Source organism: Kistimonas scapharcae (assembly GCF_039540975.1).
In the GTDB taxonomy this organism is placed as follows: Bacteria; Pseudomonadota; Gammaproteobacteria; order Pseudomonadales; family Endozoicomonadaceae; genus Kistimonas; species Kistimonas scapharcae.
In genome coordinates this window covers 1-11,786 of sequence record NZ_BAABFL010000386.1, presented here as the reverse complement: position 1 = coordinate 11,786, position 11,786 = coordinate 1, and the positions used below count along the sequence as shown (strand labels likewise).

Annotated in this window: 17 protein-coding genes; 16 read left to right on the top strand and 1 reads right to left on the bottom strand. The window is 47.4% G+C overall.

Annotation, left to right across the window (positions count from 1 at the left end; translation table 11 throughout):
• Window positions 1-138 precede the first annotated feature (138 nt).
• From ABD892_RS14210 to ABD892_RS14140, 15 genes are all read left to right on the top strand, one after another.
• Window positions 139-498, top strand: coding sequence for a hypothetical protein (locus ABD892_RS14210; RefSeq protein ID WP_345196490.1), 360 nt, complete (start codon window positions 139-141; stop codon window positions 496-498).
• A gap of 209 nt (window positions 499-707) precedes the next feature.
• A complete protein-coding gene (locus ABD892_RS14205) occupies window positions 708-1,361 on the top strand; it encodes a hypothetical protein (protein ID WP_345196489.1) in 654 nt (217 codons plus the stop codon).
• A 326-nt stretch (window positions 1,362-1,687) separates the two neighbouring features.
• Window positions 1,688-2,014 carry a hypothetical protein gene (locus tag ABD892_RS14200; RefSeq protein ID WP_345196488.1) on the top strand — a complete coding sequence of 109 codons (327 nt, stop codon included), beginning with the start codon at window positions 1,688-1,690 and terminating at the stop codon, window positions 2,012-2,014.
• 18 nt (window positions 2,015-2,032) lie between these two features.
• Window positions 2,033-2,332: a hypothetical protein gene (locus tag ABD892_RS14195; protein WP_345196486.1), complete on the top strand. Its 300-nt coding sequence runs from the start codon at window positions 2,033-2,035 to the stop codon at window positions 2,330-2,332.
• Between the two features lie 168 nt (window positions 2,333-2,500).
• On the top strand, window positions 2,501-2,977 hold the full coding sequence (locus ABD892_RS14190; RefSeq protein ID WP_345196485.1) for a LabA-like NYN domain-containing protein: 477 nt from the start codon (window positions 2,501-2,503) through the stop codon (window positions 2,975-2,977).
• 85 nt (window positions 2,978-3,062) lie between these two features.
• Window positions 3,063-3,878, top strand: a complete 816-nt coding sequence (locus ABD892_RS14185; RefSeq protein ID WP_345196484.1) for an outer membrane protein — start codon at window positions 3,063-3,065, stop codon at window positions 3,876-3,878.
• 102 nt (window positions 3,879-3,980) lie between these two features.
• The gene (locus tag ABD892_RS14180; RefSeq protein WP_345196483.1) at window positions 3,981-4,484 is read left to right on the top strand and encodes an RDD family protein; all 504 of its coding nucleotides are present in this window, start codon (window positions 3,981-3,983) and stop codon (window positions 4,482-4,484) included.
• A gap of 198 nt (window positions 4,485-4,682) precedes the next feature.
• Window positions 4,683-5,510, top strand: a complete 828-nt coding sequence (locus tag ABD892_RS14175; RefSeq protein ID WP_345196482.1) for a hypothetical protein — start codon at window positions 4,683-4,685, stop codon at window positions 5,508-5,510.
• Between the two features lie 118 nt (window positions 5,511-5,628).
• Window positions 5,629-6,282 (top strand): MBL fold metallo-hydrolase, encoded by a 654-nt coding sequence (locus tag ABD892_RS14170; protein WP_345196481.1) that lies wholly within the window; start codon window positions 5,629-5,631, stop codon window positions 6,280-6,282.
• A gap of 38 nt (window positions 6,283-6,320) precedes the next feature.
• Window positions 6,321-6,857 (top strand): hypothetical protein, encoded by a 537-nt coding sequence (locus tag ABD892_RS14165; RefSeq protein WP_345196480.1) that lies wholly within the window; start codon window positions 6,321-6,323, stop codon window positions 6,855-6,857.
• A 253-nt stretch (window positions 6,858-7,110) separates the two neighbouring features.
• Complete coding sequence (locus tag ABD892_RS14160) at window positions 7,111-7,554, top strand: hypothetical protein (protein ID WP_345196478.1); 444 nt, start codon at window positions 7,111-7,113, stop codon at window positions 7,552-7,554.
• 265 nt (window positions 7,555-7,819) lie between these two features.
• Window positions 7,820-8,473: a class I SAM-dependent methyltransferase gene (locus ABD892_RS14155; RefSeq protein WP_345196476.1), complete on the top strand. Its 654-nt coding sequence runs from the start codon at window positions 7,820-7,822 to the stop codon at window positions 8,471-8,473.
• A gap of 100 nt (window positions 8,474-8,573) precedes the next feature.
• Window positions 8,574-9,038 (top strand): DUF3291 domain-containing protein, encoded by a 465-nt coding sequence (locus tag ABD892_RS14150; protein WP_345196475.1) that lies wholly within the window; start codon window positions 8,574-8,576, stop codon window positions 9,036-9,038.
• 82 nt (window positions 9,039-9,120) lie between these two features.
• Window positions 9,121-9,756, top strand: coding sequence for a LysE family translocator (locus tag ABD892_RS14145; RefSeq protein WP_345196474.1), 636 nt, complete (start codon window positions 9,121-9,123; stop codon window positions 9,754-9,756).
• 21 nt (window positions 9,757-9,777) lie between these two features.
• The gene (locus ABD892_RS14140; protein WP_345196472.1) at window positions 9,778-9,936 is read left to right on the top strand and encodes a hypothetical protein; all 159 of its coding nucleotides are present in this window, start codon (window positions 9,778-9,780) and stop codon (window positions 9,934-9,936) included.
• Window positions 9,937-9,955: 19 nt separating this feature from the next.
• Here the strand turns inward: ABD892_RS14140 and ABD892_RS14135 are convergent, their stop codons facing one another.
• The gene (locus tag ABD892_RS14135) at window positions 9,956-10,894 is read right to left on the bottom strand and encodes a hypothetical protein (protein ID WP_345196471.1); all 939 of its coding nucleotides are present in this window, start codon (window positions 10,892-10,894) and stop codon (window positions 9,956-9,958) included.
• Window positions 10,895-11,175: 281 nt separating this feature from the next.
• Between ABD892_RS14135 and ABD892_RS14130 the strand changes: the two genes are divergently transcribed.
• Window positions 11,176-11,361 carry a hypothetical protein gene (locus tag ABD892_RS14130; protein WP_345196469.1) on the top strand — a complete coding sequence of 62 codons (186 nt, stop codon included), beginning with the start codon at window positions 11,176-11,178 and terminating at the stop codon, window positions 11,359-11,361.
• The last annotated feature ends 425 nt before the right edge of the window (window positions 11,362-11,786 follow it).

The following is an 11,786-nucleotide window of genomic DNA, read 5'->3' as shown; positions in this document are numbered from 1 at the left end:
AGCCTTAATTATCAATCACCGGTAGAATACGAGGCTGCAGTTTAGCTGTAGACAGGTGTCCATTTTATCGGGGGAAGATCACTGCCTTCGGCAGCCGCTGAATTTGGCGTTAGTGTGCCAAAAACCATGAGAATAAATATGAAAAAAACTGGTTGGACGAATTTTTTAGCATTCTTTTTGGCATTAACTGCTTTAAGCGGAGTGGCCAATAGCGTGATGATGTTAAGAGATCAGCAGTGGCAAGCTACTGTTTTAGCAATCCTAGTCGTTGCTTATGCTCTAAGCGCTATAGTAGCGTCTTTCTCATTGTTCACTGCTAAAGTCTGGGCACCAAAAGCTTTCGGGGCTTGGGCTGTCACATTATTGGTAACAATTATTCCTATGCAGTTTTGGGTAACCGGTGCCCCCCTATACCATGTAGTTATCTTTGCCGTTTTAGTCAGTTTCTTCATGTTCAAAATCTACAAATACATTCGGCGCTGTGCTAATGCACCCTAGTTTCAAGTTTGAACCGCAACACTGAACCCCACAAAAACAACCATACAACAGTTGAATAGACCCAAGAATCTTCACTCATCTTCGAGCTCAAGAGACGTGCGTGACGACAATATGCGCGCCTTAATAATAATTGCCGATAAAACACATTGCAATTGATTAGTTTCAGAACGCTGCCCATTTAATTAATATGATAACTCAACAGATTCCATATGAAAAAATACTCTTTTACCGGTATAGAAAGTAACGGCTTTCTTTTAAAAGGCACAATTCCTCAAGGCAAAGCCATTGAATTAGCCGGTGACGACTTTAAATTTTCAAAACCTGAGTTTTCAAACGATGTTCGTTGCGCATTATTGGTGGTTCGCATTGAACAGCTATCAACATGGGGAATTCCATTCATCCACTGGACTTATCCTGAGGCCGTCTGGATGTTAGAGCTATGCGATAGTTCATTTTTAGCAATAAAAGCCCATACCCCAGCCTACATGTGGGGAGCACTTTCTTTGATGGATAAATACAACACCGATATGGGTTCGATGGAATTATCGAAAACAGGAGATTCTGCAACCATTCTGGTTAGTGCAAAAAAATCAAAATTCTCGGCCAGCTTAGAGGGTGTCACTCAAGGCGACACAGAACTCATATCAAATCTATGGACACGAAACCGTAATGGTAAATATTATAGAATCCCATGGGGTGATAATAAGCCTACCAGTGTCTATCGGCTGTATAGCAAGGTAGAAGATAATACGCTGGGCAATGAAATCTTCGGTAAAGATATAACCTGGGACGATGAAGCAATTTATTTTATAGATCGACTTCATCAGTGTGCACCAGCGTATTCCGAATCGCCCATAATTTAGCATCCTATCATTAAGCACATTGCCAGATTTTCAAATACACAATTACATCAAAAAAGTAGCGATGGCCTTTCGTAAAGGCGAATGCGTGATACAACACTCGCCTAACCAGGCACGTCGTCGGCTACATACAAACGACAACGGTTATATGGTCTTTATACAAAGTGTGACTCTGTGCCTGCTCTTCCCGTCACGTCTTGATTCAACGAAACCTAACAAAGAATGGAATTATGATGAAAAAACAAGACATAGGCTTGTTCGCGGCCATCCTCATACTTCTGTGTGGCTGTTCGCTGAAGCTAGTCGACACCTATGATCAGCAAACCGTCATGGAACTACAAACAATTGAACAAAATATCGAGCGTCTGTATCTCAATATCCAGATGCAGAAGGAAAAGGAGCGTCAGTACCAGCTGTATACCAAGCAGTACATTGACATTGATATCAACATTCGTGCTCTTGAGCGCAGGCAGGCACGACGCGAAAATAACCAGGAAACACTGGAGCAAACTCAGATACTGGCTCAGCTCTGGCAGCAGGACATGAAAGCACACCAACGGAAAGATGTACTTTCGGACTTTTTGATCAAACGCCGTCAGGAGCAATACCGGCAGCTTATCGACACAATACTTCGTGGCGAATTCGCCAAAAGGTAGCCCATTGGAGCCAAGACTATGACTGATCCAATTGCATCCATACTGGAGCAAATTACCACTCAAATCGAAGACTCCGAGATAAAAAATCAGCTAGCCCATGCACTGCAAGCCAGTATTGAAAAGCAACAGAGCAGCATCGAAGAACTTCTTATAGAAAGAAAGAACGGTCAGCTAACTGAGGCAGAATTTCAACAGGAGCTCGAACGTGAAAAACTAATCACACACGCGGAAATGCTTAGGTGGCAAATCACAGCCAAGGCTGAAGTTCAGAATATCGTAAACAAGACTTTCCAGGCACTGGCTGACCTGCTGGTGTAATCACCTCATCCTTGCTACAGGCAAATTCAACCACAAAAGCTTACGACGTAATACCGTTACACAATAGACACATGCATAGGGCGTTCATAGTTGTTGATTCGCTCCCGGGTCGACTACACCTTACCAGGCGCAGGTGCTTTCTATTTTCTGCCAATGAGTTGATTATCGATGGAAACCGTTTCAATTTTGGTAGATGTACAGAACGTCTACTATACAACCAGGCAAGCCTACGGTCGCAACTTCGACTACAACGCATTCTGGCGACACGCAACCAATAACAGGAGGGTTATAAACGCAGTCGCCTATGCAATCGACAAAGCTGATGAAAAGCAACGGCATTTTCAAAATATACTCAGGGCGATTGGCTTTGAGGTAAAGTTAAAACCCTTTATTCAGCGTTCCGATGGTTCTGCCAAAGGTGATTGGGATGTCGGCATTACATTGGATGCGATGGAATATGCAGAACAAAGCGACACCATTATTTTAGTTTCGGGTGACGGTGATTTCGACTTACTGGCAAACAGAATGAGAACCAAACACAACACGTCGGTAGAGGTGTATGGCGTTGACAGGTTGACCGCAGCGTCATTGATAGACTCTGCCAATAAATTCATCCCAATAGAATCAGACTTATTACTAAGATGAAACCAGAACACGTACAAGTTACTGTCGCTCTTCATCATTTAATCAAGATGGCGGTTATGGACAATAATCCATAAATGATAGATGCATGAAAAGCACTGTTTATAAAAACAACATCCCATGGGGCTTCACAATGAATAAAAAATCAATAAAGATTAAAATCTTTTCCATAATACTATTATCTGTAACATCCAATCACTTACTGGCCGAGGAGAAAACTCATGATAAGAGTGCATGGAACCGCCTCTACATAGGCAGCCAAATTAATAGCCTCCATTATAAATCAAGCTTTTCAACAAGCTCTCAACCGGGATCATACTTTATCAATGAAGACTATGCCCAGCTGATGACCGCAGGGTCTGGCTCACTATCAGGAAAAGACAACTCTGCCGGTATCAATATAGGATGGAATTACGCGTGGAATAATTTTATCGTCGGCATTGAAGCCGATTATTTAGAGGCCAACAAAAAGTTTAAGATAAACAGTGGTGATGTTGTCTATATCACGCAACCTGCACACACCTTCAAAACGGTCAGCCAAATAAACATCAACCATACATTCTCCTTGCGCCCCAAGGTTGGCTACCTGTGGGGTGACTCGCTGGTTTACATTACCGGCGGATTATCATTAGTAAAACTAGACTACCGCTTCAACTTTTCTGAAACCTTTCAAAACCAACAAGCCACTGCCAGCAAGTCAAATACCCAGAAGGGTTGGACTATTGGAGCGGGTATGGAACACACGTTAAACAACAACTGGTCTGTAAAATTTGAGTTTTTATACTCTGAATTTGATCAATTGAATGCAAGCAGTCAGCTGACTGATTACCCTGACCAGATTATTGACAACAAGGTCAAAATAAAAATGTCTAACGTCAGGATTGGTGTTAATTACTGGTTTTAACGCCATTTTTCCGGAGGGTATTTTGTGCGCTAACTAACAACAAGCTAGCCTAACAACTCTAAACAGCTCACAATAAAACAACACTCAAAAAAAGACACAGCCATGACCAATGTATACGAAACACCACAATCCGATCTGAAACGTGATGATGAGCAGTATGAATATGCCGGCTTCTGGATCAGAACAGGGGCATCCATTATCGACTCCCTATTGATACTCGCCATTACAATCCCATTACTTTTTATGGTTTATGGCAGTAGTTACTACGCATCAGAAACCTTCATCCATGGCCCCTTCGATGTGTTTATCAATTATATTTTTCCGTTAGCGGCAACACTGATTTTCTGGTCTTACAAGTCGGCGACCCCCGGAAAAATGCTCATCCGTGCCAAAATTGTCGATGCGAAGACCGGTCAGAAACCTTCGACAAGCCAGTTTATCGTCCGTTACGTCGGTTACATCCTGTCCATGATTCCCTTGTTTCTCGGCTTCTTATGGGTCGCCTGGGATAGCAAGAAACAAGGGTGGCATGACAAGATAGCGGGTACGGTTGTCATCCGTAATCGTAACAGTGGTACTGAAGACGTGTCATTTCCCAACCAGTAGCCCAGGGCTGTCGGTATCTCACAGCGGCAGAAGTCCTTTCTGCCGCTTATTAATACGCACTTGATACAAGGCTAGCGTCAACAAGCAAATCGTATGCCCTCGCCATCGCGTGCGACATAACAACATCACTGCATACATTAAGCTGCGATACCCACGCATCGCCCAATATTACTGATCTCCCACGACAAGGATGCATGTATGAAACCGTTATTGCCTTTATTACTGTTATTTAGCCTGTCAGGCTGCAGCTCAAATACCTGGTGGCCCGACACCAACAGCCAGGAGCTCTGTGAGATAAAGTTCAAGCCTGAAGGTCATATCAATACCACGCATATTGTTTCCACAATTGCCGGTGTGCCAGGCCGCACTGCCGAACGATACGCTTTATATTCCCAGGTTCCCGATGCCCAATGGTTCCGTTTTTCTGCACCGGCCGTTTCTGTCTGGGCAACCGTCGTCCCCTGGGAGTGGGACTACCGCTATGACGTGAATGCCATCCTCCACTCGCTGCATGGTGGCAACCAGGAGCAGATAACAACAAGACGATCACGGTTAGTGAATGAGATTAATGACTACGCGCGGCAGGATCTCCGGGAAAACGACTGGAAAGTCGGGTTTCTCATCCATGCGTTAGGCGACAGCTACGCACATGTCTACCAACGAAACCCTCAGAGTGATCAGCAGGCATACGGCCCGGCCATCGGACACGCCGTCAGCAAGGGACTCTATTCTGCCGACTCCATTCAGGAAAACATAGATAACTATCTTGCCTATATTCAGGCGCTCTATGATGCACTGAATACTGGCAATGGTAACCAGAGCAAGCTCTACAACTTCAAACACAGTGTGGACTATTGGCGCACGAAAGATGATGCCTATATCGCAGCGAAAATAGCCGACTTTAATATCAGCGACAGCGCTCCCATCCATTACTGTGAACATCAGGAATGGGCTAAGGAAGTCACGAAACAGGACGTCAGCCTGTTTCTGAAAGCGCTCAAGCACAAGCTGCGTGAAGACGTATAAACCATGAACCTGACCAACAAAACCCTGTTGAACGATTAGCATCAACGGCGGTCTATCGAGTATCCACGCACCACAGCACACACTATGCTCAAACCGGGCGGACAATGAGGCCTGTTTCATGCGCCAATGTTATGAAGATCTTTGGCAGACCACATTGGAAAACCCTTTTTCCAATGTGAATACCCATGCCTATCTCATACGACATGATGACGGCAACATCCTGGTTTATAACACCAGCAATACCGATGATATTCAGGCCATGGCAGCGCTGGGCGGCGTCAGGCTGCAGTGCCTCAGTCACCGCCATGAAGCCGGTGATTCCCTGCGGCTGATTAACGAGACCTATCATCCCCGCCTATGTGTCGATCGCCTCGAAGCCCCGTATATCAACCAACGGGATATCAGCCTGGCACTGTCAGGTACCACAACACTGGCCACGAACTTTGTCGCTATGCCGACGCCTGGTCATACAGAGGGAGGGTTTTCTTACGTCTATCGCTCCCCCACCGGTTTAACCTATTTATTTACGGGGGATACCTTCTTCCTGTCAGACGCTCAGTGGTCAACCTTTGTGCTGGCGGATCAAGGGGGCTGTCCGTCTCGTCTTGCTCACAGTCTGATGGCACTGCGTGAGCTGCAGCCGGATGTCGTTCTATGCAGCGCCTCGGTTGGCGACATGGCTGTCGCTGAAGTCTCCGGGGATGACTGGACTTATGCTATAGATAACAATATCCATTGCCTTCGTGACTCAAAAGATTCGGAAGAGCCGTAACTGACGCAGCCCTTTAGCAAAATAATAACGATCAGGCCATGAAACAGTTCTGTCGAATAATCATCTTTGCCTTCGGCATACTGTTGCTTGATAAGGCGCTCGCCACAGAGATACATGTCAGCCCGGGCAAGTACAATGATTATTATCACCTGCGCTTTGCGCTAACCCCGGAAAACTGCAAGCTAAGCATTCCCCCTACGGAACGGCAACACCGATTCGCAAACAACACCTATGAATTTTCAGAAAGCGGCCAATTTGAAGTCTTCATCCGCAAGCAGGCTTTCCCGATTCCGGCGCCCCACATCAGCAGTGAATTCCTGATCCTGCGTATGCCCTCGACCGCCCCGGACACTCCCGACGCCCATCACCATATTGCCGCTAAACGCGCATTATTCGAGCAGATCCAGACGATGAAATCGAAAGGAAAGGGATCCGTTGACGTCTCAATAGAACTCAACCCATATGTGACAGTACTAAAGCGCACCCCCCTGACGTTGGAGCTGTCAGGCCGCAACGTGTTTTTCCGCCAGGCAAAGGGAGAATACATTGATTATGTAGGTCCCCTGAAACAATGACCCTTTTGCCGTTCATCCTTGCCCGCCCTTTGCCTGAGCTCGCCCTCCTGCGTGAACACTTGGCTGTCAGTAACAGCGATGGGTTGAGCCCGTGAATATTTATCCACGGGTACCTGAATTCCCCCTATAAAGAACAGAATTATTTTTTAATAGCGCCTCAATGACTTATTCGAAAGGCAGCTAATAATGCGCACCCATCACTGCAGTGGGTAACTATAATTAATGTTTGGAGGTAGGCGGAAGGAGTACTGCCATGAGAATAAGCCCATTCATATTTGCACTGCTGCTGTCCGCCACAGGAAGTCATTCAGCAGAGCTGGATACTGTTTCTACAAGCGCATCCATGGATGTTGCATTATATGCGTCTATCACTGGGCTTGACGCTTTCACCCTCACCACAACGGACAAATCAGGCTCTGCGAATGCGGTCTATAGCGGAAGCGATACCTATCATCTGGAAAGCAATGGCCAGGTCACAGTGCTATTGACCAGCAGTAGCCTTTCACTAAGCGGTGAATCCATAAACACGACCTTCACACTGGATGGCAAGCCCATCACAAGCTATACGACCGAGTCCAATAGCGTTCATAACGCAACGCACACGGTTGAGGGCTCTGCGCAGCTTGGCAAGATCTCTGACCAAAAGGCCGGTGAGTATTTCGCTAGTGTCACACTCACCGTCATCGGCATAGATTGAAGCTCTCTCTATCCGGCGAATATCATCAGGCCATGCAGGACAATCTGCCAGGAACAGATACGCCCTGCCCCCGTTGTTTATCGCTTCCTGCACTGTTGCACTTATCAGCCTGTATCTTTGGGTTTGGCCTTGCTGGCAATAATGTCTATCTCTCAGCCCATCCTCTCAATGGACAAGCTATCATGAAGTTCGCTGCATAGAACCATTGAACCCTGGAATGTTCAGTCGGTCAGATCAACATAGCAATTCAAGGCACTCAAAGACTGTGAATAACTACGACCATCAGACATTGGCCGCCCAGCTGGCCTGCCCTTATGGGGAAGACGGCACAGCCATTGCCGAGAAGATGAACGAAACCAATGCATTTATCACTGAACGCAGTATTGAAATGCTCGCGCCAACCGCCGGTGAGCGCATCGTTGAAATCGGTCCCGGTAATGCCCTGCTTTCACGCCCACTCATTGCAGCCCTGGAAAGCAATGGTGAATATATTGCACTTGAGCCATCAGTCGAGATGGCGCAGCAGGCCTGGGACAACCTGTCAGGTCTTAATGCGGCCCCTGTGACCATATTCACCGACGACAGCCTTTCTGCACCGGTGATGACACACTCAGTCGACGGTGTGATGGCCGTCAATGTACTCTATTTCATCGATGACCTGGATGCCTTGTTCCGCAAGATCATCACCTGGCTCAAACCTGGTGGCCGCGCCGTTTTCGGTGTGCGTTCTGACCAGTGCCTCCAATCCATTCCCTATACCCGTTACGGTTTCAGTATCCGCTCCCTGGCAGAGATACAGGCTTCTCTTCTGGCCAGCGGTTTTCGCCTGGTCGAATCCAGCTATTACGATGAAGGCATACAACTGTTTGATGAACTGGAAATTCGACTGGATGCCTTGATCATTAAGGCAATCATGTAATAATGCGCGATTGCGTCACCCTGAAACCACCAGCACAGGACTTGCCTGGTGATAACTGCAGCAGGAAAACTGCCATCAAAACAAGCCTGCCAGGAGTTGCATGTCGGATTCTTACCATCTCGCGCAGATCAACATCGCTACCGCAAAAGCGCCATTGGACAGCCCGGCCATGAAGGGTTTCGTGGATCAGCTGGATGCTATCAATGCGTTGGCGGATAACAGTCCGGGGTTTGTCTGGCGCCTGCAAACAGACGACGGGGATGCCACCGCCCTGCAGGTCTTTGATGACGAGCGCATCATCGTCAACATCTCGGTCTGGGAATCATTGGACACCCTGAAAACCTATGTCTATGCCGGCGACCACCTGACGGTGCTCAAAAACAAAAAAAGCTGGTTTGAAAAAATGGCCGGCCCCTCCCTGGCGCTGTGGTGGATACCCGAAGGTCATATTCCATCAATCGCCGACGCCAAGGCTGCCCTGGAAACACTGAAAACAAAGGGTCCCAGCCCGGAAGCCTTTACCTTTGCCACACCTTTTCCAGCCCCCAGTACCGTGTCTGTCTGACGAGCAGGCGTGATCTACTGCGTGGTCGTGCCACTGTGCACACCAGGGGATTGATCAACGAAGGGACATTAAGGAGCGCTCCATGGCACTCGAACTCTGGATCTACTACACACTGGCCATTCTGGTCTTGACCGCCTCCCCGGGGCCCAGCGTACTGCTATGCCTGACCACCTCGGTGACGGATGGCTTCAAGTCTGCCATCTATACCGCGCTGGGCAGTCTGACCGCCATTGTCGGTATCATAACGCTCTCGTTTACCGGGCTGGGACTTGTTGTCAGCACATCTGAGTTGGCATTCACTATCATCAAATGGACAGGTGCCGCTTACTTGATTTACCTGGGCATCCGGGCGCTGACCTCATCACAGCATAATTATGACATCAGTAACAGTGAATCAGCTTCCTCACCTCGCAAACCCGGCAATCTTTTCCTGAGTGGCTTCATCGTCGGTGCCAGCAACCCCAAGGCGATTGTGTTTTTCACCGCCCTGTTTCCGCAATTCATTACCCCTTCGGCCTCCCTGGTGACGCAATACCTTGTGTTTGTCATCACATTTGCCGTACTGGAGCTGTCCTGGCTGCTCTTTTATGCCTGGCTGGGCGCAAAGTCGTCGCGCTGGCTGATGCAGACCGGCCGGGCCCGTTTCTTCAATAAAATCACCGGCGGTGTGTTTGTCAGCGCCGGCCTTATCCTGTCCAGTACCCGGGCATCCGCCTGATCATTCCCAAGCGGCGGAAGAATGAGCGATTACACCGAGATGGGTCGATACATCCTGAAAACCCAACCCTTCAGTCAGTTCCTGGGGACGGAACTTGATGCGCTCTGCCGGGGCTGGATCCGGGATTCACGCTCAGCGATGCGATGCTTATCGATGGGGAAGACTGGAGCGATCAGTTAGCATCCCTGCAACATCTTACCTATGAAAATGCAATCCTAATTTGCTCGACTACGTTATAAGGGAGGGAATGAGACCCCAATGCCTGTTTTAATCGTGAAACCCTGTCAGATAACCCCCTGACATTAAATTGCTGATAAATTGTCGCCTTTATCTGGCCTTCCATATCGTTATAAAACTCCTGCATGGTTGGCGCGTAATTTTCACCGCAACAATTCCTTACTCCGTTCTCATCTTTCGGGATACCGTCTAATACCGCATCCGGCAAACAACCATATTTTTCTTTGATGCGTTTTACTGCACGCATTAATTCCTGAACACGATCCTCATCGACATTGAATTGATTATCACAGGTTTCTGCATAGGTAACGTCAGAAAACGTCAAGTATGTAATTCCCTGTACCTTGCTATAGAGATGCCAATTTTCATCAAGATTATACCTTGCTTCAAAATCAAGCAGCGTTCTCCGCAAGATATTGAAAACCACTTTATAGTATTCCACTAACGCTTTATCTTTCTCCGACGGGGCACACTGCGTCAGCAGCGAGCGTTTCGCATCACCGATAGTTTTTACCCAGACGGTTATATTTTCAGAGCCCGAAAACCCTAACTCAGACAAATACACTGAAAGACTGAAATCATCCTGTCCACCGTTCTTGATTCGATTGATATGTTTGAACAAGGCATCCTCTTGAATATCACCTTTCTCTTTGCCTATATCCTTGACCCCGTCAAAACAGATGTCCTCAAACGCATTACGCAAATCATGCCCACCCGTTGCCCGGAGCAGCCCAGCACCATCATCTAAAGCGTTATCAGCCTCCCGAAAACGGCTCGGTGCTTTATCGCTTTCGACACCTACGACCGACATATTCCGAACAGACCGCCCCGTCAAATCCCCAACATCCATCCGCTGTTGCTGTTGAAGCAATAAGCTCCGGCAAGCCGCATCATCAAGCACCAGGGAACATTTTCGCCCCAAAAAAGAACATATTCGGCAAACTACAGCCAAACACCCCGTACCCTGGGAATGCCGATACAAATACAGAGAGAGCTTTTCCCTGCAAGAAAATGCTGAGTGATTATTCAATAAGCCACCTGTAAGGATGTAAAACACAAATACCTAATTATTGGACAACACAAAAACAAACTAATTCATTTTTGAAAAATGATTGGCAATATTTTTGAATAACGGCTTGATACTGGTGTGACGATCCATACTGACTGGTGGTCTTGACCAAAATGTCGACGACACCTGGCCGCGGCCGGGTTCTCACTTGCGGGTATAAAGCAGAAAAACATCACTTTGAAAAGGTACAACAGGCAGATGATGCCGCCGTTTCGACAAAGGCCAACACCGTGAAAAAATACCGCGATTTTTACAACGATGTCGTCTCAAAACTTCGTCAGGCGCATAAAGGCGCTTAACCACAGCCTCTAAAGCACATCATCATAAAGAGGATCGCATCTTATCAATAAAAGGAACTAAAGAAGGCTTTTCCAGTCTAAATATCAGGCATAAACAGTTTCTACCGTTATAACGCTTGCACAGGCCTGCTGAAAGACAGGGTCAGAAGGCGAGCAAAAAGCTGACGGGGCTCCTAATGGCGACCAGCGTTACTCAACCTATACAACCTCAGTCACGCATGAGGGCCTTTTACGAGAAAGTTCTGGAGATCCTGTCCTGTATATTTTGCTGCCGGTGTGTAGCGGCTCAGAGACCTGATGAGTACTACCACAACCCGATCGACATCGCCAGACAGCCGACAACAACCTTAACTCCCGCTTAACGATCTGAAGAAGTAAGGCTAAATTGAATGAAGAGAGCGTCCCCTGTGCTCTTCAGGCAAAAT

What these genes read in the sequence shown, in the direction of transcription:
- ABD892_RS14200 (WP_345196488.1), top strand. Translation starts at nt 1,688, where the DNA reads ATGGAACTACAAACAATTGAACAAAATATCGAGCGTCTGTATCTCAAT.
- ABD892_RS14170 (WP_345196481.1), top strand. Translation starts at nt 5,629, where the DNA reads ATGCGCCAATGTTATGAAGATCTTTGGCAGACCACATTGGAAAACCCT.
- ABD892_RS14190 (WP_345196485.1), top strand. Translation starts at nt 2,501, where the DNA reads ATGGAAACCGTTTCAATTTTGGTAGATGTACAGAACGTCTACTATACA.
- ABD892_RS14140 (WP_345196472.1), top strand. Translation starts at nt 9,778, where the DNA reads ATGAGCGATTACACCGAGATGGGTCGATACATCCTGAAAACCCAACCC.
- ABD892_RS14150 (WP_345196475.1), top strand. Translation starts at nt 8,574, where the DNA reads ATGTCGGATTCTTACCATCTCGCGCAGATCAACATCGCTACCGCAAAA.
- ABD892_RS14205 (WP_345196489.1), top strand. Translation starts at nt 708, where the DNA reads ATGAAAAAATACTCTTTTACCGGTATAGAAAGTAACGGCTTTCTTTTA.
- ABD892_RS14145 (WP_345196474.1), top strand. Translation starts at nt 9,121, where the DNA reads ATGGCACTCGAACTCTGGATCTACTACACACTGGCCATTCTGGTCTTG.
- ABD892_RS14195 (WP_345196486.1), top strand. Translation starts at nt 2,033, where the DNA reads ATGACTGATCCAATTGCATCCATACTGGAGCAAATTACCACTCAAATC.
- ABD892_RS14130 (WP_345196469.1), top strand. Translation starts at nt 11,176, where the DNA reads ATGTCGACGACACCTGGCCGCGGCCGGGTTCTCACTTGCGGGTATAAA.
- ABD892_RS14180 (WP_345196483.1), top strand. Translation starts at nt 3,981, where the DNA reads ATGACCAATGTATACGAAACACCACAATCCGATCTGAAACGTGATGAT.
- ABD892_RS14210 (WP_345196490.1), top strand. Translation starts at nt 139, where the DNA reads ATGAAAAAAACTGGTTGGACGAATTTTTTAGCATTCTTTTTGGCATTA.
- ABD892_RS14175 (WP_345196482.1), top strand. Translation starts at nt 4,683, where the DNA reads ATGAAACCGTTATTGCCTTTATTACTGTTATTTAGCCTGTCAGGCTGC.
- ABD892_RS14165 (WP_345196480.1), top strand. Translation starts at nt 6,321, where the DNA reads ATGAAACAGTTCTGTCGAATAATCATCTTTGCCTTCGGCATACTGTTG.
- ABD892_RS14185 (WP_345196484.1), top strand. Translation starts at nt 3,063, where the DNA reads ATGAAAAGCACTGTTTATAAAAACAACATCCCATGGGGCTTCACAATG.
- ABD892_RS14160 (WP_345196478.1), top strand. Translation starts at nt 7,111, where the DNA reads ATGAGAATAAGCCCATTCATATTTGCACTGCTGCTGTCCGCCACAGGA.